Annotated in this window: 20 protein-coding genes; 5 read left to right on the top strand and 15 right to left on the bottom strand. The window is 59.9% G+C overall.

The window, feature by feature from the left end:
- Positions 1-180 precede the first annotated feature (180 nt).
- Entirely contained in the window at positions 181-810 is a 630-nt protein-coding gene (locus WCA10_RS02720; RefSeq protein ID WP_472820950.1) for a hypothetical protein, read from the bottom strand.
- 260 nt (positions 811-1070) lie between these two features.
- Here WCA10_RS02720 and WCA10_RS02715 point away from each other — a divergent pair, with 260 nt between their 5' ends.
- A complete protein-coding gene (locus WCA10_RS02715) occupies positions 1071-1769 on the top strand; it encodes a hypothetical protein (protein ID WP_472820949.1) in 699 nt (232 codons plus the stop codon).
- Positions 1770-1787: 18 nt separating this feature from the next.
- Here WCA10_RS02715 and WCA10_RS02710 read toward each other — a convergent pair whose 3' ends face one another.
- The 3 genes from WCA10_RS02710 to WCA10_RS02700 form a co-directional block, all read right to left on the bottom strand.
- The gene (locus tag WCA10_RS02710; RefSeq protein ID WP_472820948.1) at positions 1788-2084 is read right to left on the bottom strand and encodes a helix-turn-helix domain-containing protein; all 297 of its coding nucleotides are present in this window, start codon (positions 2082-2084) and stop codon (positions 1788-1790) included.
- On the bottom strand, positions 2081-2428 hold the full coding sequence (locus WCA10_RS02705) for a type II toxin-antitoxin system RelE/ParE family toxin (protein ID WP_472820947.1): 348 nt from the start codon (positions 2426-2428) through the stop codon (positions 2081-2083). Before WCA10_RS02705 ends, WCA10_RS02710 begins: the two co-directional genes overlap by 4 nt.
- Before the next feature lie 294 nt (positions 2429-2722).
- Positions 2723-3118: a hypothetical protein gene (locus WCA10_RS02700; RefSeq protein ID WP_472820946.1), complete on the bottom strand. Its 396-nt coding sequence runs from the start codon at positions 3116-3118 to the stop codon at positions 2723-2725.
- Between WCA10_RS02700 and WCA10_RS02695 the strand changes: the two genes are divergently transcribed.
- Positions 3068-3472, top strand: a complete 405-nt coding sequence (locus tag WCA10_RS02695; protein ID WP_472820945.1) for a hypothetical protein — start codon at positions 3068-3070, stop codon at positions 3470-3472. The genes WCA10_RS02700 and WCA10_RS02695 overlap by 51 nt on opposite strands.
- Before the next feature lie 453 nt (positions 3473-3925).
- Positions 3926-7432, top strand: a complete 3507-nt coding sequence (dnaE, locus tag WCA10_RS02690) for a DNA polymerase III subunit alpha (protein WP_472820944.1) — start codon at positions 3926-3928, stop codon at positions 7430-7432.
- Between the two features lie 157 nt (positions 7433-7589).
- Here the strand turns inward: dnaE and WCA10_RS02685 are convergent, their stop codons facing one another.
- From WCA10_RS02685 to WCA10_RS02655, 7 genes are all read right to left on the bottom strand, one after another.
- On the bottom strand, positions 7590-9026 hold the full coding sequence (locus WCA10_RS02685; RefSeq protein WP_472820943.1) for a rhamnulokinase: 1437 nt from the start codon (positions 9024-9026) through the stop codon (positions 7590-7592).
- A gap of 11 nt (positions 9027-9037) precedes the next feature.
- Positions 9038-11257, bottom strand: coding sequence for a bifunctional rhamnulose-1-phosphate aldolase/short-chain dehydrogenase (locus WCA10_RS02680; RefSeq protein ID WP_472820942.1), 2220 nt, complete (start codon positions 11255-11257; stop codon positions 9038-9040).
- Between the two features lie 65 nt (positions 11258-11322).
- Positions 11323-12519 (bottom strand): sugar isomerase, encoded by a 1197-nt coding sequence (locus tag WCA10_RS02675; RefSeq protein WP_472820941.1) that lies wholly within the window; start codon positions 12517-12519, stop codon positions 11323-11325.
- A gap of 50 nt (positions 12520-12569) precedes the next feature.
- Positions 12570-13208: a LutC/YkgG family protein gene (locus WCA10_RS02670; RefSeq protein WP_472820940.1), complete on the bottom strand. Its 639-nt coding sequence runs from the start codon at positions 13206-13208 to the stop codon at positions 12570-12572.
- Positions 13205-14677: a lactate utilization protein B gene (locus WCA10_RS02665; RefSeq protein ID WP_472820939.1), complete on the bottom strand. Its 1473-nt coding sequence runs from the start codon at positions 14675-14677 to the stop codon at positions 13205-13207. The genes WCA10_RS02670 and WCA10_RS02665 overlap by 4 nt, the downstream gene beginning before the upstream one ends.
- Entirely contained in the window at positions 14674-15426 is a 753-nt protein-coding gene (locus WCA10_RS02660; protein WP_472820938.1) for a (Fe-S)-binding protein, read from the bottom strand. The genes WCA10_RS02665 and WCA10_RS02660 overlap by 4 nt, the downstream gene beginning before the upstream one ends.
- 84 nt (positions 15427-15510) lie before the next feature.
- Entirely contained in the window at positions 15511-15771 is a 261-nt protein-coding gene (locus WCA10_RS02655; protein ID WP_472820937.1) for a potassium-transporting ATPase subunit C, read from the bottom strand.
- On the opposite strand from WCA10_RS02655, the gene WCA10_RS02650 reads away from it, so the two are divergent.
- Positions 15661-15888: an ATP-binding protein gene (locus tag WCA10_RS02650; protein WP_472820962.1), complete on the top strand. Its 228-nt coding sequence runs from the start codon at positions 15661-15663 to the stop codon at positions 15886-15888. The two genes, WCA10_RS02655 and WCA10_RS02650, sit on opposite strands and share 111 nt — an antisense overlap.
- On the opposite strand, the gene WCA10_RS02645 is transcribed toward WCA10_RS02650, so the two are convergent.
- The 3 genes from WCA10_RS02645 to WCA10_RS02635 are packed head-to-tail and all read right to left on the bottom strand — an operon-like array spanning position 15889 to position 20153.
- The gene (locus tag WCA10_RS02645) at positions 15889-16950 is read right to left on the bottom strand and encodes a Gfo/Idh/MocA family oxidoreductase (protein WP_472820936.1); all 1062 of its coding nucleotides are present in this window, start codon (positions 16948-16950) and stop codon (positions 15889-15891) included. It abuts the gene before it with no gap.
- A 33-nt stretch (positions 16951-16983) separates the two neighbouring features.
- Positions 16984-18729: an ABC transporter permease gene (locus WCA10_RS02640; RefSeq protein WP_472820935.1), complete on the bottom strand. Its 1746-nt coding sequence runs from the start codon at positions 18727-18729 to the stop codon at positions 16984-16986.
- Entirely contained in the window at positions 18726-20153 is a 1428-nt protein-coding gene (locus WCA10_RS02635) for an ABC transporter ATP-binding protein (protein ID WP_472820934.1), read from the bottom strand. Before WCA10_RS02635 ends, WCA10_RS02640 begins: the two co-directional genes overlap by 4 nt.
- A gap of 452 nt (positions 20154-20605) precedes the next feature.
- Between WCA10_RS02635 and WCA10_RS02630 the strand changes: the two genes are divergently transcribed.
- Positions 20606-20977: a response regulator gene (locus WCA10_RS02630; protein WP_472820933.1), complete on the top strand. Its 372-nt coding sequence runs from the start codon at positions 20606-20608 to the stop codon at positions 20975-20977.
- Positions 20978-20994: 17 nt separating this feature from the next.
- On the opposite strand, the gene recR is transcribed toward WCA10_RS02630, so the two are convergent.
- Complete coding sequence (recR, locus tag WCA10_RS02625) at positions 20995-21597, bottom strand: recombination mediator RecR (RefSeq protein WP_472820932.1); 603 nt, start codon at positions 21595-21597, stop codon at positions 20995-20997.
- Positions 21598-21602 lie beyond the last annotated feature (5 nt).

The raw sequence follows: 21602 nt of genomic DNA, 5'->3' as shown, positions 1-21602 counted from the left end.
TCACTCGCAGGTAACGTGACAGAAGAGCTTCCTCCCCCTCACTGTTTGTGGCGGAGACATCGGAATTCTTCCGAAAGCCGCCAAAGGCGGTTAAGAGGCGGGTTCGCGTTTTCCCAGTTCTCAAAGGCAAGACATGCGAACCCGGCGACAGGGGGCGGATAGTCTCGCTAAGCCGGCAATTCAGAGGGAAACGCTGAGCGCAATTCCGAGAGGACTGGGATATCTGCGGTTGAACAGATAGTACCCATCACCCTGGTAGGCGACGTAGACATCATCGGTCTCGTACCATCTTCCACCCCACATCTCAGGACATGGATCCAGCAACGTGAACCAGTAGCCGCCGTATTGAAAGCGCGGATTACCACCTTCATATATGAAAGGGAGGCCATAGATGCGAAACGCGTGTCCATTGCCGTAATGGTCGCGGAAATAATCATCGGGAACCCGGTAGCCGTTATAACCGCCTCGCTGCTGCCAATTGCGATGTTCGTATTCCCAATGATTCGCGCGCCGCTCCTGCCAGGCACGTTCCTGCGTCCTTTGCTGATCGCGTTCCTGATCCTGGGAGCGTTCCAGTTGTTTCTGTTGCCCAGGATGCAGGCCATGATCGCCGGGGTTCTGCGGGCGCACACTCTGAGGCCCACGCTGGTCAGTCTGCCGCTTCGGATGGTTGCCGGCCCCGGCGAGTTTGTCCTGAGTCTGCCGTTTGTCTTTGTTCTTGTCCTGATTGTCCTGGGCGTGTCCAAAAGCGGAGGCGCCGAGAGTGAGGAACAGGATGGAGACGGAAGCGGCGATGCGAAAGCGTGTCATGCGTGCTCCCTCTGTGCGGTTTCCGAATGCTCTCGTTGTCGCAGGCTTGCCTCGCCGACAGCATTGAGTGGCCGTCCGGGAACAGTTGCTGCAGTCCATGCTACGCGCATTGGGAGGGACGCGTCGGTTTGTCTTGCGTGAGCCAAATCCAAAGTTCCGCGGCGTTTGGACTTTAGGGATGTGGGCCATCCACTATGCCTGCACGTCGCAGAGAACCCAGCGATATAATTGCGCGCATGTTCCGATGGATGACGTTTTTGATGATTCTCTGCACCGGCACTGTCTATGGCGCCGTGAAGCATATCCCCATCCGATCGGGAGTGGTGTTGAAACCGGGCGAGGTGTACACGGCACAAGTGACAAGCCAGAAGCCCGTGGAGATTGAATGGACGGCCGTTCAGGCGAAGAAGTGCACCATGGATTGCGTGCAGATGACCCTGATGAGCGGCACCTGGCACCAGCCCTTCTTGGCGGCGATGGGGGCGACGGGGAAGTACACGCCGACGAACGGAAAACTCGTGGTGGAATACAAGAACGTTTCGCAGGAGCCAGTGACGATTGACGTGTTTCTCGTGGAACGGACCTGCGATGCCGAGGCCTGTAAGCTTTTCGACGGCAGCAAGAAAGGCAGCTGGCTGGTCTTCAAAATTGATGAGTTTAAGTCGATTACGAACAGCGCGGATACCTCCTACTCCGTGATCTCAGGAGTGGCCGAGAGCGGGCGAGCGTTTCGGATTCACGTTGTTTGGTGGACGGACCAAAAAGGTGCGGGGTTCATGGGCTGCCCGCGCTGGATCAAGGGATACGTGGACAACCACACGCCCAGAGAAAAGTACCGCCCGTACATCATTTCCGGAATGAACGTGGGGGATGAGAACAATATCGTGTTGAAGTCGATTGATGATTGCGTGCCGTCGGCGCCGCACTTTGGGGTGCCTGAGAAGAATTTATACAAGTAGCGTTAAGCTTCGGCCTTGTTAGGGTGAGCGAAGTCTCACCTTAACTTCGATTCTGGAGCCTAGTCGGTTGATGATCGACATCAGCCGGTCCAAAGTAAAGCGGCTCAGATTGGCATTGCGGATCCGGGAAAAGTCGGCAGCGGCGATCCCGGTCTGAGCATGAGCCGCTCGGACGCTGAGGCCTTTCCGATCCATCATCTTGATGATCTCAGCAGCGAGAATCGCTTTGAGTTGCATGATGTCCGAATCGACGTGACCGAAATCGCGGAAGACGTTCCCGCTACCGCGAACGGTTTCGACCTTGTCCCTTTTCATCTGAGCATCTCCTTGAGTTGCTTCAAGCGGTTCTTGATCAGTTCAATTTCATGTCGCGGCGTCCTGGTGCCTTGCGTCGACTTCTTCTGAAATGCATGAACTACCCAAATCTCATCCCCAATCTGGACGGCATAGACGACCCGAAATGCGTTTCCCCGAAACGGTAACGCAATCTCGAATACTCCTGAACCAAACCCCGCGAGCGGCTTCGCGAGATCCGCTTTCGCGCCCTCAGCGGCGATTATCAAAGCGTTGAGGCAGATCGTTTGTGCATCGGCTGGAAATTTCTCGAAATCCTTTCGCGCGACCTTGAGCCAGGAAATGGGCCGGGTAACCTGAGCCATTGCAGCAGCCTCCTGTCGGATCTTGACTGACCCCCGTAGGCGTCTTCATTGGGCGCAGCTTGGCGTCACGCAACGGGCCAAAACACCCTCAGAACATAGTTCCATCAGAACGCGGATCGACCGGATTCATTTTTTATCGTAGTCAAATTTGACAACACCTGTCAAGCGTTCGGAGCAAAATGGGGAGTGCTGGGAGCATTGGTTCCCGATGGGCCGCTCGCTGCAAGTGAGCGTACTCCGGCGGAAATGAAGAAGGCGGGCTTGATGCCCGCCGTCTTGATTCGTAGTATCCGTTCAGAACGAGATGCTGATCGCAATCCCGGGACGGTTGGGATATCTGCGGTTGAAAAGGTAGTATCCGTCACCGTAGTAATCCACGTAAACATCGTCTGTTTCATACCAGTCATTGCCCCAATAGTCGGGATAGGGATCCAACACCGTGAACCAATATCCGTCGTACTGAAAGCGCGGATAGCCGCCCTGAAACATGAAGGGAAGGCTGAAGATGCGGAACGAGTGACCCCTGCCGTAGTGGCCGCGAAAATCATTGTCGGGAATTCGGTAGCCATTGTAGCCGCCGCGTTGCTGCCAGGTGCGGTGATCGTTATCCCAGTTGTTTGAACGGTGCTGCTGCCAGACTTGCTGCTGCTGGACCTGTTGTTCGCGCTGCTGTTGCTGCGAACGCTGCATCTGTTGCCCACGCTGCTGGTGCTGCGCCTGCTGCTGCCTGTTCTGGTTCTGCTGGTCGCGCTGAACCTGCTGCTGTCTGTTCTGGTTCTGCTGGTCGCGTTGAACCTGCTGCTGCCTGTTCTGGTTTTGCTGATCGCGCTGAACCTGCTGCTGTCTGTTCTGGTTCTGTTGATCGCGCTGAACCTGCTGCTGCTTGTTCTGGTTCTGTTGATCGCGCTGAACTTGCTGCTGCCTGTTCTGGTTTTGCTGCTCGCGCTGAACCTGCTGCTTTTGTTGCTGACCCTTGTTCGGCTCTTGCTTCTTGTCCTGCTTCTCCTGGGCGTAGCCAAAGCTACCGACCGCGAGAGCCGCTGACAAAATGAATATTGGAAAAACGAACCCAACTCGTTTCATGGGTGTTACCTTCCTGCAGACTTCAAATCAACGACAACCTTCGAAATTGCCTGCTACTCCGACGGTGTTGAGCGACGATGGAGGACTTTGCTCTGCCGTATTCGATTCGGGCCGGCAAGCGGTCTGCCGTGGCATGATGTTCTCCGGACGAGGCAGACGGATTCTGCGAGAGCGCACGGGCGACTTCTCTTGTCTACTCTGAACCCTCTGCCAGAGGGATACTGTCCACTTTTGCTCATTATGTCCTGGCGATGACTAAGCGAGGCCGTGCCTTAGTGGAAACAATCCCTTCATTCATTCCCAAGATTTCGTGGTTGATTCCGATTTTTGTACGGCTTTTCCTCAGTAGATATGGCTCCAGCCGCCAGTGGCGTTTTCCCATTTACATAGGCCGACTAAAATCAAAGGCAGGCCATGTCTGAATTCACTCACCTTCATTTGCACACGGAGTATTCGCTGCTGGACGGGGCTTGCGACATTCACAAGCTGATTGACCGAGTGGCGGCGCTGGGGCAGAAGTCTGTCGCGATGACGGACCACGGAAATATTTACGGCGCGGTTCATTTTTTCAACGCGGCCAAGGCGAAGGGGATTAAGCCGATCCTGGGATGCGAATTGTACGTGTGCAAGGCGGCCGACCATCGCGCCGATACCCCGAATGACACCAACAACCACCTGCTGGTGCTGGCGGAGAGCGAAGAGGGGTATCGCAATCTGATCCGGCTGACGAGCGAGGCCAGCCTGCATGGGTTCTATCGCAAGCCGCGCGTCAGCAAGAAGTTCCTTGCGGACAATTCCAAGGGGCTGATCGGCTTCTCCGGTTGCCTCAGCGGCGAGCTGTGCGAAGAGCTGATGGCCGGTCACTACGAGAAGGCCAAGGGCACGGCCATGCAGTACCAGGACATCTTCGGACGCGGGAACTTCTATCTTGAGATCCAGGACCAGGGGCTGGAGCAGGAGAAGAAGATTCAGGCGGATCTGTTTCGGCTTGAAAAGGAACTGGACATCCCGCTGGTGCTCACGAATGACTCGCACTATCTGTGCGGGGAAGACTCGCATGCGCACGACGTGATGCTCTGCGTTCAGACCGGCTCGAAGATTCATGATGCCGAGCGCTTTCGCTTCGATTCCGATCAATTCTTCGTGAAGTCCGCGGACGAGATGGGGCGCATTTTTCCCGACTCGCCCGGCGTGACCGCGACAACGATGGAGATTGCGGAGCGGTGCAACTTCAAACTGCACGCCGTGGACAATCCGTTTCCCGAGTTTGCGGTTCCGGCGGAACACACCATCGATAGCTATTTCGAAGAAGTGTGCCGCGAGGGCTTAAAGAAGCGGCTGGAGACGGCCGTTCGCCAACTGGAGTTGCGCGGGGTGCGCCGTTCGCCCACGCACGAGTATAAAGCGCGCCTGAATTTCGAGATCGACATTATCAAGCAGATGAAGTACTCGGGGTACTTCCTGATCGTGTGGGACTTCATCAAGTACGCGCGCGACAACGGCATTCCCGTCGGCCCGGGGCGCGGCTCGGCAACCGGATCGCTGGTGGCGTATGCGATGGAGATTACGAACATCGATCCCATGCAGAACGTGCTGCTGTTCGAGCGCTTCCTGAATCCGGAGCGCGTGACGATGCCGGATATTGACGTGGACTTCTGCCAGAACCGGCGCGGCGAGGTAATCGATTATGTGACGCGGAAGTATGGACGCGAGCAGGTGGCGCAGATCATCACGTTCAACACCATGGCGGCGAAGGCTTCGATCAAGGACTGCGGGCGCGCGATGGATATGCCGTATGGCGACGTGGATCGGATTGCGAAGCTGGTTCCGCCGACCGTGGGAATGACGCTGGAGAGGGCGCTGGAGGAGTCGCCCGATCTGCGCAAGGCGTATGACAACGACAAGCAGGTGCGCGAACTGATTGATACGGCGAAGAAGCTGGAGGGGTTGGTGCGCGGGGCCGGCGTGCATGCTTCGGCGGTGGTGATTGCGCCGCGTCCGCTGACGGAACTGGTGCCGCTGAACCGCACCAAGAACGATGAAATCGTGACGGCCTACGACATGAAGTCTGTCGAGAAAATGGGCCTGCTGAAGATGGACTTCCTGGGTCTCGCAACGCTAACGGTGATTACCGATTGCCTGAAGCTGATCGAACTGAATCGCGGGGAGAAGATCGACATCGATATGGTTCCGGGGGATGATCCCGAAACCTTCAAGCGTGTGTTTCACACCGCGCTGACGTCGGGGATCTTCCAGTTTGAGTCAAGTGGGATGCGCGACATTCTGCGGCGTTACAAGCCGGACACGGTGGAAGAACTGACGGCGTTGAATGCGCTGTACCGGCCGGGCCCGATGAACATGATCGACGACTTTATCGAGCGCAAGTGGGGACGGCGCGAGGTGGAGTTTCTGCTGCCGGAACTCGAGGAAATTCTGAAGGACTCGCTGGGTGTGATCGTCTACCAGGAGCAGGTGATGCGGATTGCGCAGGTCTTGGCGAGCTTCAGCCTGGGCGAGGCCGACCTGCTGCGGCGCGCGATGGGGAAGAAGGATCAGAAACAGATGGCGGAGATGCGCGATCGCTTTATGAATGGCGCGGCGAAGCTGGGACATCCGAAGAATCTGTTAGAAGATTTGTTTGAGAAGATGGCGAAGTTCTCAGAGTACGGATTCAACAAATCTCACTCGGCGGCGTATGCGCTGGTGGCGTACCAGACGGCGTATTTGAAGACGCATTATCCGGTGGAGTTTATGGCGGCGCTGCTGACGAGCGAAACATCGAAGCCGGAAAACATCGTAAAGTACATCGGCGAGTGCAGGGAAATGAACATCAGCGTCGAGCCGCCGGATGTGCAGGTCAGCGGCGCGCAGTTTACGCCCCATGGGGAGGCGGCGATTCGGTTTGGACTGGCGGCGGTGAAGAACGTCGGCGGCAATGCGATTGAATCGATCACGAAGGCGCGCGCGGAGGCCGGGGGGCGCTTCAAGACATTCTGGGAGTTTTGCGAGAAGGTTGACCTGCGCGTGATGAACAAGCGGGTGATCGAGTCGCTCATCAAGGCCGGCGCGCTGGATTCGCTGGGCAAGCGTGCGCCGCTGTTTGCCGCGATCGACAAGGCCATGGAGCGCGCGCAGAAAGCGCAGAAGGATGCAGCGCAGGGGCAGGCGGGCCTGTTCGGATTGTTCAACGAGGAACCCGCGCATGGGAGGCGCGGCGACGATCTGCCCAACGTGCCGGACTGGGAAGAGGGTGAGCGGCTCGCGAACGAAAAGGAAGTGCTGGGGTTCTTTGTCTCCGGCCACCCGCTGGACAAGTATGCAGACAAGATCAAGAATCTTACCGGCGTGATTTCGACCGCGGAAGCACTGGAGCGCAGGCCTGCCGAGCGGCGTTGGGGCAAGGATGCGGACCCGGCAGACGATATCCAGGTGGCGGGCATCATTCAGGGCATCAGGGTGCAGAAGGGCAAGCGGGATGGAAAACTCTATGCTGTCGGATCGCTTGAAGACGCAACCGGGAAGATCGAATTGATTTCTTTCTCCCGTGATTATGAGCGACTCTCGGAGCAGTGGAGGATTGAGGCGCCGGTGCTGGTGCGCGGCACGCTGATGGGCGACGAGGATTCGGCTCCGAAGATTTCAGTGAGCAACATCCAATCGCTGGAAGCAGTGCAGGTGAAGCTGCCCACGGGAGTACGGATCCGCATCAGTCTCGACCGGGCGACAGAGGAGCTTATGGCAAGCGTGAAGAGCGCCGCCGACGCTGCACCCGGCCCCGGCAAGGTCATGATTTTCCTTGAGAAGAAGGGAGAATTTCAAGTGATACTTGAACCGGAGCAGATGAGCGTAGCGGCGGATCGGTGCTGGGTGGAGCGTGTGGAGGAATTGACGGGAAAAGGGACTGTGCAGCCCCTGGGTTGAGTGCGGCCGCAGCACTGCGGGGCCTCCCCGAATCTGGCCTGCTTTGGTTCGCAAGAAAGGATTTGTGTACTGAAGTTAGTACGGATTCTGGAGAACGCAAATACCACTAAAGTTTTAAAGTCAGGGCCAGATACCTGACTTCCAGTTATGGCTTAGTTTATTGAGTTGGCATTTCAGCGCTTGAGAGCAGGCGTGCCCAGTGGCGGAGCTTGTCTGGTGTGATCGGGCTGCCCGGCGTCTCGCTTGAGGCCAACTGCACGGCGAAGTTGCCGACGGTGGAGCTCTCGGGATGTCCGCAATCGACAGGAAGGCCGGTGCGCCGCGCTGTGAGATCGGCGAGAAGGCGGTTGCGGCTGGCGCCTCCGATGATGTGGATGCGGGTGAGTTTTCGCTGGAGCATCTGTTCGAGGTCGGCGATTGCCCTGGCGTAGCGCGCGGCGAGGCTTTCAAAGATAAGACACGCAAACAGCGGCTCGTTGCCGGGAACGTCCGGGATGGGAGGATGGCCGGCAGCAGCTAGTTGTTCGTTGATGCGCGCAGGCATTTCTTCAGCGAGGAGCAGTGGCTCGGCATCGACATTGATGATTTGAGTGGGCGCGCAGGCAGCGGCTTGTGCGACGAGATCGGCGATGGTGAGATTGCGGCCGGCGCTTGCCCAATGCTCCATGCACTGCTTGAGGAGCCACATGCCATTGACATTCGTGTGGAAGCAGAATCCCCCGGCGGCCGCGCCCTGGTTGGTGTAGCGGGCAGCGAGGGCCTGAGGGGTAGCGATGGGTTCGGAAACAAGCGTGCCGATCAGCGACCAAGTTCCGGAACAGATGTATGCGGTTGAATCCAACTCCGCAGGAATGCCGGCGATGGCGGACGCGGTGTCGTGGCATGCGGGAGCGATGAGTTCGGTATCGCGGAAGGCCGCTAGCGTAGACAGCGGACCCTGCAGGCGACAGAGTCGCGTGCCGGGATGAACGATGCGAGGCGCGGCTTCGACGGGCAGACCGAGCATGGCGAAGATGTCGCGCGCCCAGTTGCCGGTGGCGAGATCGACCAGGCCGCTATGGGTGGCGTTGGTGTATTCCGCAACGCGCGGCGCGCCAAGCCAGTGCAGGACATACTCGGGCAGGCAGAGCCAGGGAGCATGCTGTTCGCTTACGGGATCGGCGAGAAGCTGGTAGATGGTGTTGATGCGGAGCGGCTGCGCGCCGGTGCGGCGAAAGGCTTCCGCGGGTGGTAGAACGGCGTCCGCCTTCTGTTTTTCTGCTACGGTTCGCTCATCGCGATAACAGAATGGATCGTGGAGCGGATGTCCGGCGGGATCGAGGCGAACGTAGTCGACGGCCCAGCCATCGACGGCGATGGAGGCAACACCTTCCGGGGCCTCGGTCGCGGCTTTGCGCAGTCCTCCTTCGATTCCAGAGAGAATATTGCCGAGAGGCCAGTCGAGTGACGAGCCGTGGGGGACCGGGCCGTTGGGGATGCGATGGACTTCGCTGATCTCGGGACGGTCATCGATCCAACGAAGGAGTGAGACGCGGCAGCTTTCCGCACCGAGGTCGATGGCGATGCGGGCGCGGCGGTCATCGATGCGCGGCATTTCGCCCGAGATCACCGCAGAAATGCCTCGGCCAAACCACCGTCGACGGGAAAGATGTGTCCAGTGGTGCAATGTGACTTGGGGCCGGCGAGGAAAAGAATGGCTTCGGCGCAGTCAGCCGGATCGATGGGTCGATGGGTAAGTGTTCGCTGAGCATAGTAGCCCGCGAGCAGCGCACGCAATTCATCGTCGGATTTGGAATCATCGAAGTGAATGTTGTACTTGGTGAGCGAAGCGCGGACGCGGTCGCGCGGAAACATGGTGCTGCTTTTGACAACGGTCGCGGGACTGACGGCATTCACGCGAACTTTGGGGGCAAGCGATACGGCGAGTTCGCGAACAAGATGCGAGAGAGCGGCCTTGCTGACGTCATAGGCTTCGCTGCCTCGCTTGGGCACCACGGCGTTTGCCGAACTAGTGAGCACGATAGAGCCGTCGAGATTCTGCTCGGCGAAGATTTTAGCCGCCTCGTCGGCAAGGATGTAGTTGGCGGTGACGTTGATGTTCAGCGTCGCGGACCAGAGATCGTCTCCGATTTTCCCATCGGGCGATGACGGGAACAGCGCCGCGGTGTTGATGAGGATGTCGATGCCGCCGAAGGCGGCGATGGTGGCGCGGATCGCGTCGTGGATGGCATCGCGGCTGCGGATGTCGACCGCGGTGATGGCGACAAATTCCTTCTGCGTGATGTGCGCGAGCTCGTCTGCGACGCGGGTGGCGGCGGCACCATCGTAGTCGGCGATCATGACGTGCGCGCCGCGCGCGGCGGCCAGGTGCGCAACTTCGCGGCCGATGCCGCTGCCTGCGCCAACGATCAGAGCGATGCGCCGGCTGAGTTCTTTCTCGGGAGGCTGGCGGCGCAGCTTAGCCTCTTCCATGGCCCAGTATTCGATGCGGAAAGCTTCGATGGGCGGGAGCGCGACATAGTTGCTGAAGGTCTTGAAGCTCGATGGCTCCATGCCTTCACCACATTGGGGAAGAGTGCCGGAGAAAGCGCCTTCGGAGAGGAGAGTTGCCCCCTCAATGACGTGAATGGCGTTGGTGTAGAACTCGCCGACGATGCGGGCTTCGGTTTTGTTTTTTCCGAAGCTGAACATGCCGAGGCCAGGGATGAGGACGACGGTGGGGCTGGGATCGCGAAGCGAGGGCGAATCGGGCGTAGCGAAGTAGTGGTAGTAGGTGCAGTACTGTTCGCGATATTCGGTAAGCGAACGATCGATCTGCGCCTTGAGATCGGCTACGCTGCCGTTCTTCGGCCAGGGGACGAACATGGGTCGAATCTTGGTGCGAATGAAGTGGTCGGGGCAACTGGTGCCGAGGTAGGCGAGCTCTTCGGCTTCTGCCGAATTGACGAACTGGAGGGCGTCGGGCGCGTCGGTGAAGCTGGAAATCCAGCAATGCTGTGAGCTCACGCGACCGCGAAGATACGGCGCAACCTCGATGGCGAGTGCGTGGCGATCGTTGCGCGAGGGAACGGCTTCGCCACCAAATCGAACTGACCCTTTCGTCTCCCCGTGGCGCGCGATGAACTGGCCGATCTGATCGATGATGGTGAGGGTGTTCAGGTAGCACTCGCGTTGCGTCTGGCCCCAGGTGAAGAGGCCGTGGCCGCCGAGGACGATGCCATCGCAGCCGGGATTGGCGCGGAGGGCATCACGCATCATGAGGCCAAGCTCAAAGCCGGGGCGCTGCCACGGAATCCAGATCAGCGTGTGGTTGAACTCGCGATTGAACTCCTCCATCTTTGTCTTGCCGTTGGCAGACGCGGCAAGTGCGATGCCCCAGTCTGGATGAAGGTGATCGACGTGCGGGAAGGGAAGGAAGCCATGCAGCGGCGTATCGATGGACGCAGCGACGGGGTTGTTGCGAAAGGCGCACATGGGATACATCGCCACCATGTCGTCTTCGGTGTCGACGCCTTTGTAGCTGCGCTCGAGCGCAAGCAGCTTTTCCTGGTAGAGGGTGGCGAAGCCGGTGCGCTTGATGCTGCCGAGGTCGCCGCCCGAGCCCTTGACCCAGATGACTTCAACCGGTTCGCCCGTGAGGGGGTCGGTCTCAGTGACCTTGGAACTGGTGTTGCCGCCGGCGAAGTTGGTGATGCGCAGGTCCGCGCCGAGCAGGTTCGAGCGATAGCGCAGAAGTTCGGGCTCGTCCAGCGAAGCGGCGACGGCGGCGTCCCAGCGGTCTTCGAGGAAGCGGAGAGTTGCGGTTGCGAGAGTTGCCTGCGACATAGTGCACCACCATACGGGAATTCATCGAACTGCCCGGGTTCAATTTTACCGCCGAACGTACGAGGTCATGCGTAGCTGCCGACAGTCGACTGCCTGCAGGCGCGCTCGCGCGTGATGCGTTCGACATAACCGTCTTCGCGGAGCGCGGTGAGCGGGTCGGCGGCGAGCCCGCGGGACTCGCGCCATAAAGCAAGCAGGGGGCGAACGTCACGCCAGAATGCGCCGCGGAAGAGTTCCTCTGCCGCGACAAGGTCGCAGGACTGTTGCAGGGCTTCAAGTTGTTCGCGATCGATGAGCGCCGCCTTGAGCCACAATTCCTGCGCGGTGGCGACGGTCTGCACCATGGCCTCGATCTTGCCTTTGAGGTTATGGCTCTGGTCGATCATGAACGCGGCCGCTCCGCGGTCTGGCGTTTCGGACTGGCTGTAATGCAACTCATGAAAGATGCGGAAGACCTGGTAAGGGTCGATGGAGCCGAGGGTAAGATCGTCGTCTGCGTAGCGGCGGTCGTTGAAGTGGAATCCGCCCAGAAGATTCAGATGCAGGAGCCAGGCAACAATCTGCTCGATGTTCTGCGAGAGGTAGTGGTGGCCTGTATCGACAAGCACGAAAGCCTGCGGCCCAGCGGTGCGGCAGAGGTGCGACGACATGCCCCAGTCGGCAATGTCGGTGTGGTAAAAGGCGGGCTCGAAGGGTTTGTATTCGATGAGAAGACGCTGATCGGGATCGAGATGCTGGTGCGCGGCGCAAAGAGCTTCCTGGAGCCACTCGATGCGGCGCCAGATGGACTGCGTGCCGGGGTAGTTGGAGCCGTCGGCGAGCCAGAGGGAAATATCGCGCGCATGCAGGTGGCGTGCAATTTCGATGGAATCGAGAATGTGACGCAGTGCGTTTGCGCGGACTTCTTCAGAGGGATTGCAGAGCGAGCCGAACTTGTATTGCTGATCCTGAAAGAGGTTGGGATTGATGGAACCTGCGCGGATGCCGGTGGGGCGCTCGAGCGCCTGAACCTGCTCCACATCCGCAAGTCCGCCGGGCAGATCCCACAACACGTGGAGGGCCAGCGTGGGAGTGGCTCCCGTGAGGCGATGCACTTCGGCGGCATCCTTGAATTTCTCTTCAAGCGTGGATGCGGCGCCAGCCTGAACAAACTTGCCGAAGCGCGTGCCGGTGTTGGCGAATCCCCAGGAAGGGATTTCAATTTGGAAGCGGTCGAGGATGTGTGCCGCAGTTTCGAAGAGAGCGGAATCGGATGGACTCATGGCTGCCTCTGCTTTGCAAGTGTAGCGCTGGAACCGGGCAGGCGGCGCGGCTAGAGATCGTCGCGGACGATGATCACGCTGAGGAAGCGGGGTCCGTGAACGCCCTTGATACGGGTCATCTCGATGTCGGCGGTGGCGCTGGGACCGGAAATGTAGGTGGCGAGACGCGGTGCGACGGTGAACCGGGCGAAGTATTCGGGCAAGGTTTCGACGACGTCGGAGGCGCGGAGGATGCAGAGGTGGAAGTCGGGTAGCAGGGTGAGAACGCGGCGACCTTCAGTGGACAAGTGGTGGAGGACAATCGTGCCTGAATCTGCGACACCCGCGAAGGAGGCTGTGAGAACGCCGTCACAGCGCTCGATCTGGTCGAAGGAGAGATCGTTGTCGAGTTTCCAGTGGATGTTGGGAGCCAGCCAATCGGAGGGAGTGGCGATTGGCGCTACGAAGGTTTGGCGGCCACTGGACTGAAGTTGACTTGCGATGATCGCGGAAAGATCGGCGGTAGAGGATTCGACGACTTCGGCACCATATTCGAGCAGGCGCTCGGTCATCAGGCGGAGACGGGCTGACGTATCGAGCGTGCCGCGGCGCGTGTAGTTTCGCGGAATGTCGGCGTAGGCGTTCGCATCGGCGCGTGTGGCGGCGCGAACGCGATCGAGGATTGCCTGGCGCGCAGAGGGCGTGGTCATTGGCCGGCCTGCTTTCGGACGGGCTCGCGTGCTGCCCACCATTCGCGGAAGGTCTGTTTCGGAAGTGCGCGGAGATCGCGCGAGAGGGTCCAGCGGGCACCGAGAGAGGGAAGGTGATGGATCCAGCCATCGCGAGCGGTGAATACGCGCAGGCTGATGCGTCCGAGGCGCTGTGCGAACTGGAAACGCGATGCGTTGCCAAAAGCGAAATCCGCGCCCTTCATGCCGAGGAACATTGGATCGAACCAGCGGCCGCTCTGCGCGCGCTGCTGGTTTACGACTTGCGCGCGGAGTTCGATGAGAACTTCAGGGATGTTGATTTTGACGGGGCAAACCTCGTAGCAGGCTCCGCAGAGCGACGACGCGTAAGGCAGAGATTGCGCGTGCTGCATCTGCTGAAGCTGGGGAGTGAGAATTGCGCCAATGGGGCCGGCATAGGGGGAGCCATAGGCGTGTCCGCCAGTTTGACGATAGACGGGGCAGGTGTTGAGGCAGGCGGCGCAGCGAATGCATTGCAGGGTTTGCCGCTCCACTTTCCGCCCGAGAATGCGGGAGCGGCCGTTATCGAGGAGTACGACGTGAAAGCGTTGCGGTCCATCCCCGGGCACCACACCCGACCAGAGCGATGTGTACGGGTTCATGCGCTCGCCGGTGGCGGAACGCGCCAGGACCTGCAACATCACTTCAAGATCGGCGAATCGCGGCAAAAGTTTTTCAATGCCGGCAAGCGCGATGAGCGTGCGGGGCAAGGTGAGGCACATGCGGCCGTTGCCTTCGGATTCGACGATTGCGACCGAACCGTTTTCAGCGACGAGGAAGTTTGCGCCGCTGATGGCTGTGGGGACGCTGAGGAACTTCCTGCGCAGATAAGTGCGGGCCGCCGCGGTGAGGGCCTGGGGATCGTCGGAAAGCTGGGGCAGGCCCATGCGCTCGGCAAAGATTTCGCGCACTTGGCGGCGATTGACGTGCAGCGCGGGCACCACGATGTGCGAGGGTTCGTCGTCGCCGAGTTGCAGAATCAGTTCCGCGAGGTCAGTCTCGATAGCCGCAATGCCTGCGGCCTGGAGCGCGGGGTTGAGCTGGATTTCAGCGGAGGTCATAGTCTTGATTTTGATGACCTCACTGGCGTTCTCTTCACGCAGGATTCGAAGAAGGATGGCACGCGCTTCTGCGGCGTCGGTTGCCCAGTGAACGGTCCCACCTGCTGCGGTGCAGCTCGATTCGAACTGCTCGAGATAGTGGCCGAGGTTCGCAAGCACATGGGCGCGGATGGCAGAAGCCGATGTCCGCAGTTGCTGCCAGTCGGTCTTTTCGCGAACAAGTTTGTCGCGCTTGGCCTGAATAATGTCGGTGGCGTGGGCGACGTTGGCGCGGAGTTGGGTGTTCTGAAGGATCGGAAGCGCCGCAGTGGGAAACGGAGGCGCAATGCACGGGTCCATGATGGGGTGATTGTGCGTGGACGTCCTCACTGGCCGGCCTCGTGCGGATGCTGCGCCGTGCTGGCGAGAATTCCCGCAATGTGGATGGTCTGAATACTTTTCTTTTGCCGATGCAGCGCGCCGCCGAGGTGCATTAGGCAACTGTTGTCGAGGGCGGTGCAATAGTCCGCGCCGGTGGCGAGCACGTCGACCAGCTTGGCATCGAGCATGGCGGTGGAGACTTCGGCGTTCTTCACGGAGAAGGTTCCGCCGAAACCGCAGCAGCGTTCAAGGTTGGCGAGGGGGAGCAATTCGAGTTCGCCGACTTTGCTGAGCAGGCGAAAGGGCCGATCGCCCACATGCAGCCCGCGAAGGCCGTGGCAACTGGCGTGATAGGTAACGCGATGCGGGAAATATGCGCCGACGTCGTCCAGCCCGAGCTTGTCGGTGAGGAACTCGCTCAACTCGAAGACGCGCGGCAGGAGTGCCGTGAATTCTTCCTGCAATTGCTCACTTCCCAACTCTTCAAGCAAGCCGGGGTACTGGTCGCGGATCATGGCGACGCAGGAGGAGGAGGGAATCACGACACATTCCGTATCGCGATAAAGCTGGACAAAGCGTTTGGCTTGCGAAAAAGCTTCGCCGCGAAAACCGGTATTGGCGTGCATCTGACCGCAGCAGGTCTGCGCCGGCAGAAAGTCGAGCTCGATGCCGAGCCGCTCGAGCAGACGCACCACGGCGCGTCCGGTTTCGGGAAAGAGTGTGTCGTTGTAGCAGGTAATGAAGAGCGATGCGCGCATCCGCGAGACCCATCGAGTAAGAGCGTGTGAAAGTCGATGATATTTCGCGGGGAGAGGCTTGTCGAATCGCGCGCTGCAGAGTTTTTACAAAGCGGGAAAAAGGCGGGGAAGAAATTGCTCCTCCCCCCATTTCCAGGGAAACGTATTTGGAGAGATTGTCGAGAGCGAGATCGGCTCTAGGACATTGACGCGCGGTTCGCCGAGCAGGCTAAGGGTGCAAGCGGCGGTGTGCGGCTGAATGAGCTGGTTGACCTGCGCCTCGGTCAATGCGCGCACTTTGGCGATCGTGGCAAGAAAGGCGCGAGGCTGGGCAAAGGAACAGGCATGGAGCTTGCCATTGCACATGCGATTATGCTGGTGCACGGCGGCGGGATCGCGGTCGAGAGCCATCCGGAGCATGGCAGCATCTTTCGATTCTGGGTGCCGCTGGAGGAGAAGCAGGCGGCCGAAGCGCCTCGGTGATCAGGCCGGCTCTCCGTTCCAGTCGCACTCGATGTCGCGGGATTCATTGGAGCTTTGCTTTGCCATTTCGAGAATGCGCGCCACGCGCCAGGCCTCGGTGGGAGTGATGGGCGGCGCGGTCGCATTGCCGAGCAGGACGTCGCGGACGCCAGCATAGAAGAGACGGTAGTCCCCGGTCGCTGAGGGTTCCGGCCGAGTTACCAGATTGCCGTCGGTGTCGATGCTGAGCGTGCCCCATCGATCGGCTGGCTCCTGTCCCCAGTTGGCGTCTGTGATTTTCGTGATGGCATTCAACGCGTCTTCCTGCGGGTCGAGTCCCCACTTCCAGAAGTTGCCGCGCGTGCCGCGCAGGTGGAAACGCGGACGGGCCAGCGAGGAAAGGCAGTTGGCACCGAGGGTGACGGAGAAGCCGGTCAAGTAATGGAGGCGGATGGTGATGGCGTCGTTCGAGCCTTCGCCATCGCGTTCGCGAAGGATCTCTGCACCCACGGATGCCGGCTGGCCGAAGAGTGTGAGCGCCTGGTCGACGATGTGCGTGCCGAGATCGTAGAGAATGCCGCCTTCGTCGGTATCTTCTTTCCAGGCGCGGGTGGAGAGTCCGGGACGCCAGCGGTCGAAGTTCGATTCAAGGTGAACGAGGCGGCCGAGGGTGTGTTCATGTATCAGTTTGTGAATCGTCAGGAAGTCATTGTCAAAACGACGGTTATGAAATGGGAAGAAATGCAGGCCGATGCCCCCGGCCAGTTCGGAGAGTTGACCGACTTCGGCGGCGCTGAGGGCAACAGGCTTGTCAACGACAACGCTTTTGGCCGCCTCAAGCGCCTGCATCGCGATGGAGAAATGGGTGCTGTTGGGGGTGGCGACGACGACCAGCTTGATGCTTGCGTCGGCCAGCAACTCTTCGACGGAGCGATAGGTGATGATGCCGGGGTAGCGTTCGGCGGCCTTGTTTGTCGTGCGCTCGACGACGGCGGCGAGTTCGAGGCCTTCGACGGAGGAGATGAGGGGCGCATGGAACACGCGTCCCGCCATGCCGAAACCAATCAGTCCAACGCGAATCATTTCGTCCCCCGATCGCGACTGTATGTGGATTCTTTAGCCCTCAAGTTTATACCGGGTTTCGGCAAGGCGATAGAGCCGGCGCCAGATGAGTCGATTCATAGTAACGACCATGAGGGAAATCATGATGGTGGCGAGGAGCAGGATGGGGAAGCGGCCGTCGGCGGTGGCGGCGTCAATCTGGGCGCCAAGTCCGATCGTCTGAATAGTGCGGTTCTGGATATTGGCGTACTCGGCGAAGACAGAGGCGTTCCAGGCGCCGCCCGAAGCCGTCACCATTCCGGTGATCAGGTAGGGGAAGATGCCGGGCAGAATGAGGGTGGTCCAGCGCTGCCAGCGAGTGAACTTGTAGAGTGAAGCGGCTTCGCGCAGGTCCGACGGAATGGACATGGCTCCGGCAATCACATTGAACAGGATGTACCACTGCGTGCCCAGGAGCATCAGGGCCATGGATCCCAGACCGACGCCTTGCCCGATTCGCAAAAGCGCGATCAGCAGAATAGGGTAGAAGGCCGTTGCGGGAACCGACGCCATCACCTGCGCCACCGGTTGCACCACTCTAGCCAACTTCGGGTTGAAGCCGATCGCCACTCCCACGGGGACCGTCCATAGCGCCGAGATCAGCAGGGCGGCATTCACTCGAAGAAACGTTGCCGCGGCGCCCTCGAACAATCCCTTCAGATCTGCCAGCGTGATGTGGCGCAGCATCAGAGCGCACTGCATCGCTCCCCATGTGACGGCAAGCGCAAATGCGATGCCCGCGGCCCAATAACCAATCGAAGGCTTGCCTTGCTTTGAATCCTGATCGATAGGCTGTATCACGCGGCACTCACGGGTGCGGGCCATGCGGCGATAGATCGGCTCTTCAATGGCGGACCAGATGCGGCCGGACAAGGTGCTGATGATGGCTGAGCGTTGCAGGAGCGCGAGAATCGGCGATGTGACGTGGTCCGATGACTCCGTCTGCTCGAATTTGAATTTCTCGCTCCAGGCAATCAGCGGGCGCCAGATGAGCTGGTCGGTGGCTACGACGATGAGAACGATCGCGGCAATTCCGCTGAGTAAAGCGCGGACGTCTCCGGAGTAGGTTGCGGTCTGGATGTAGCTGCCGATGCCGGGAAGCTGAAAGTTGATGCCGTTCAGTGGAAACATCTCGCAGGCCATCAGCGCAAACCAGCCGTTGGCAACCGAGACGATGGAGTTCCACACCAGGCCGATGGCGGCGTAGGGCATTTCAAGCTGCCAGAAGCGCTGCCACGCCGAGTAGCGGTAGATGCGCGAGGCCTCGATCATCTCGCGCGGAATGGCCTTCATTGAGGAGTAGAAGCTGAAGGCAAGGTTCCAGACCTGGCCGGTGAAGATGAGCAGGATGACCCCGAGTTCGATGCCGAGCTGATGATGCGGGACCAGGGCAATCATGGCCAGCAATACGGGCGGCAGAAAGCTGAGAACGGGGATCGACTGAAGGATGTCGAGAACCGCGATCATCCATGCTTCAACGCGGGCGTTGCGGGCCGCGATGTAACCGTAGGCGACGGCAAAGACCAGGCTGAGGACATATGCGATGGCGATGCGCATCACGGAGTAGAGGGCATACAACGGGAGCGAGCGCGCATTTTCAGAGATGGGAGAGGTGGGGACAGCGGTGCCCATCCAATAGGCGGCCATGTGCACGATGGCCATGAAGAGCGCGAGGGCGCAAAGGCCTACCCCCATGTCGATGACAAAGGGCCAGGTGCGCACGGTGACGAGCGACCGCGCGAAGGTGCGCTCCAGGGTCACTCACCGCCTCCGGCATCGGCTGCTTCTTCAAGGGCATCGGGCATCACGAAGCGGCGTTGCGCGGCATCGAAATCGAACAGCTCGGCGTAGCGGCCCCAGTTGACGGCGGTTTCTATCTGACGGCGCGACTCTTCGTCGCTAAACTGTTCATCGAGCATGTCGAGGAAGAATTCATCGGGGACGGTGTGGTCGCTCTTCGCGTCGAGGGCGCGGCGAATCTGGCGCAAAAGGAGAATATTTGCGAGCGCCGCATCGCGGAAGAGTTCCTTTTGCCGGAGGATTTCAGAGTTGGCGAACTCGGTGCCGGTCTCGGTGATCGAGGCGTCGCCTTCCTCCACCTTGAGGAAGCCAAGCAACTGCGCGGCGTCGACGATGGGTAGCAGGTCGTCGATCTCGAAGGCAAGGTCGTCTGCCAGGCGATAGATGTCGTCGCGGCCGCCTTTGTCGAGCAGGAGCTCGAGCAGTCCGGCCACGCCGCCGGGGCGTGCGTGGGGCAGCATCTGGTACTTCATCTGGCGCTGGTCGCGGATGCGGGGGCCGGGATGCTGATGTTCCGGCGCCTCGGTGGGAGCGACGTCGGGCCGGGTGAGCACCTTGTAGATGTAGTCCACCAGTTGGGTGAAGGCCTCGGATTTGCGGTCGCGCGGCTGCGGAAGCTGGTTGCGAAAATCGGTGCGGATGTGTCCGGGGTTGCGGCCGAGAACGATGATGCGGTCGGCGAGCAGGACGGCTTCTTCGATGTTGTGCGTCACGATGAAGACGCACCGCGTGGGCATCGTCTTCTTCGCCCAGAGCTCGAGTAGTTCGCTGCGCAGGTTCTCGGCGGTCAGGACGTCGAGAGCGCTGAAGGGTTCGTCCATGAAAAGAACCTCGGGCTCGACGACGAGGGCGCGCGCAAAGCCGACGCGCTGCTTCATGCCGCCGGAGAGCTCCTTGGGATAGGCGGATTCGAAGCCATCGAGACCGACGGTGTCGAGCATGCGCATGCTCCGCGTGCGCCGCTCTTCCGGGTCTGCACCGCGCGCCTGGAGGGGGGCTTCGACGTTTTCAAGCACGGTGAGCCAGGGGAAGAGGGCGAAGCTCTGGAAAACGATGGATACGTTGATCTCGGCCTCGGCGATCGGTTTTTCGTGCCAGTAAACCTGGCCGGCCGAAGGGCGCGACAGGCCGGAAAGCATGCGCAGCATGGTGGACTTGCCCGAACCGGAGGGGCCGAGCAGGGCTACGATCTCTCCGGGAACGATGGTCAGGTCGGTGGGCGAAATAACCTGGATGCGATTCTGGCTGGGCTGCGCATAATACTTCTCGATCTTTTCCGCGCGAATGATTGCTTCCCCGGCGCGGGGAGTGGATTCGCCATTGGGACGACTCGCCGCGTCTGGGGCAGGGTTCAGGGCCTCGTTCTGGATGCCTGCAGGCTGCATGCGTGCCTCTTCGCCTTAAGATTCGCCGGGAAATCAGGCGGGGGACTGGTGTTTCAGAAGCTTATGACGCTCGCGTTGCTTCCCGATGAATTTCTGCCGGGAGGGGAAGTATCCGCCGATTTAGAGTAACGCAGTCCTATGGAACCTGTGGCATGCCGCGAGGTGACGGTTTTCCAAAGCAAATCGGATCGAATCGGGCACTACCCCCGTCCGGGGAGCGTCAAAGGGATAGTGCAAATCTTGAGAAATAGCATCCATCTTGCGCAAGCCCGGAAGCATCCGTAAACTGGAGAGCCGGGCCCCAGGGGGTTGCTCGTTGTCTTTTCCGCAGGTGTTATCCTAACCAGGTGTTTACCGAGCTGATCGTACCGTAAGCGGTGCTTTTCGGCTTCGCTGTGCGGCGCGCTCGACTGAAAGGCTTTTGCGCCATTCCCTATGGCGACCAGGAGTATATGCCCGATAATCACGTTAAACCCAAAGTTCTAGTGGTAGATGACGAGCGCGTCATTGCCGATACGCTGGCAATGATTCTCAATCAGAGCGGTTTTCAGGCGAGGGCCGTTTATTCCGGAGAGACCGCGCTTGAAACCGCCTCAAGCTACGAGCCGGATATGCTGATCGCCGATGTGATCATGGCCGATCTCAACGGCATCGATGCCGCAATCAAGATTCGAGCACTGCTGCCGAAGATCAAGATTCTGCTGTTCTCAGGGCAGGCCGCGACGGCCGATCTGCTGGAGAAGGCACGCGCGCAGGGCTATGAATTTGAGATTCTGGCCAAGCCGGTGCACCCGCAGGACCTGTTGACCCGGCTACGCAGCTAACCAAAAACCTCAGTCGATCAGGGTTTCATCTCGTGGCGGCCTTCAATGGCGTGCGTCATGGTGACCTCGTCTGCATATTCAATGTCGCTTCCGGCTGGGACACCCATGGCGATCCGCGTAATGCGCACCTTGAATTCGCGTAGCGCGCCGGCCAGCCAGCTCGCCGTGGCTTCGCCTTCGAGGGTGGGGCTGGTGGCGACGATCACTTCATCCACTTCGCCGCGCTCCACGCGCTCCACGAGGCCGCGGCCGCGCAACTGATCGGGGCCCACGCCATGAAGCGGAGACAGCGTTCCGTGCAGCACATGGTAGACGCCGCTGTAGCGTGACCGTTCGATTGCATCGATGTTGGTTGGCTCCTCCACAACGCAGATCAGCCGCTGGTTGCGCGTGGGACTGGCACAGTAGGCGCAGGGATCGACATCGGTAATGTTATTGCAAACCGAACACAGCCGCAGGCTGGCCTTGAGCCCGCGCACGGCCTCGGCCAAAGCCGAGGCGTCGTCGTCGCTGGAGCGCAGGATGTGAAAGGCGAAGCGCTGGGCAGTCTTGGTTCCCACCCCGGGGAGCTTCTTCAATTCGTCGATGAGCCGGGCCATGGGCTCGGCATAGCGTGCCACAGCAA

This window comes from Occallatibacter sp., from assembly GCF_049582745.1.
Taxonomy (GTDB): Bacteria; Acidobacteriota; Terriglobia; order Terriglobales; family Acidobacteriaceae; genus Telmatobacter.
The sequence above is the reverse complement of the archived record's forward strand: the minus strand, read 5'-3'. Positions and strand labels throughout refer to the sequence as shown.

What these genes read in the sequence shown, in the direction of transcription:
- dnaE (WP_472820944.1), top strand. Translation starts at nt 3,926, where the DNA reads ATGTCTGAATTCACTCACCTTCATTTGCACACGGAGTATTCGCTGCTG.
- WCA10_RS02670 (WP_472820940.1), bottom strand. Translation starts at nt 13,208, where the DNA reads ATGACCACGCCCTCTGCGCGCCAGGCAATCCTCGATCGCGTTCGCGCC.
- WCA10_RS02680 (WP_472820942.1), bottom strand. Translation starts at nt 11,257, where the DNA reads ATGTCGCAGGCAACTCTCGCAACCGCAACTCTCCGCTTCCTCGAAGAC.
- WCA10_RS02720 (WP_472820950.1), bottom strand. Translation starts at nt 810, where the DNA reads ATGACACGCTTTCGCATCGCCGCTTCCGTCTCCATCCTGTTCCTCACT.
- WCA10_RS02675 (WP_472820941.1), bottom strand. Translation starts at nt 12,519, where the DNA reads ATGAGTCCATCCGATTCCGCTCTCTTCGAAACTGCGGCACACATCCTC.
- WCA10_RS02630 (WP_472820933.1), top strand. Translation starts at nt 20,606, where the DNA reads ATGCCCGATAATCACGTTAAACCCAAAGTTCTAGTGGTAGATGACGAG.
- WCA10_RS02685 (WP_472820943.1), bottom strand. Translation starts at nt 9,026, where the DNA reads ATGCCGCGCATCGATGACCGCCGCGCCCGCATCGCCATCGACCTCGGT.
- WCA10_RS02700 (WP_472820946.1), bottom strand. Translation starts at nt 3,118, where the DNA reads ATGCAGCGTTCGCAGCAACAGCAGCGCGAACAACAGGTCCAGCAGCAG.
- WCA10_RS02655 (WP_472820937.1), bottom strand. Translation starts at nt 15,771, where the DNA reads ATGTGCAATGGCAAGCTCCATGCCTGTTCCTTTGCCCAGCCTCGCGCC.
- WCA10_RS02710 (WP_472820948.1), bottom strand. Translation starts at nt 2,084, where the DNA reads ATGAAAAGGGACAAGGTCGAAACCGTTCGCGGTAGCGGGAACGTCTTC.
- WCA10_RS02715 (WP_472820949.1), top strand. Translation starts at nt 1,071, where the DNA reads ATGATTCTCTGCACCGGCACTGTCTATGGCGCCGTGAAGCATATCCCC.
- WCA10_RS02635 (WP_472820934.1), bottom strand. Translation starts at nt 20,153, where the DNA reads ATGCAGCCTGCAGGCATCCAGAACGAGGCCCTGAACCCTGCCCCAGAC.
- WCA10_RS02660 (WP_472820938.1), bottom strand. Translation starts at nt 15,426, where the DNA reads ATGCGCGCATCGCTCTTCATTACCTGCTACAACGACACACTCTTTCCC.
- WCA10_RS02645 (WP_472820936.1), bottom strand. Translation starts at nt 16,950, where the DNA reads ATGATTCGCGTTGGACTGATTGGTTTCGGCATGGCGGGACGCGTGTTC.
- WCA10_RS02705 (WP_472820947.1), bottom strand. Translation starts at nt 2,428, where the DNA reads ATGGCTCAGGTTACCCGGCCCATTTCCTGGCTCAAGGTCGCGCGAAAG.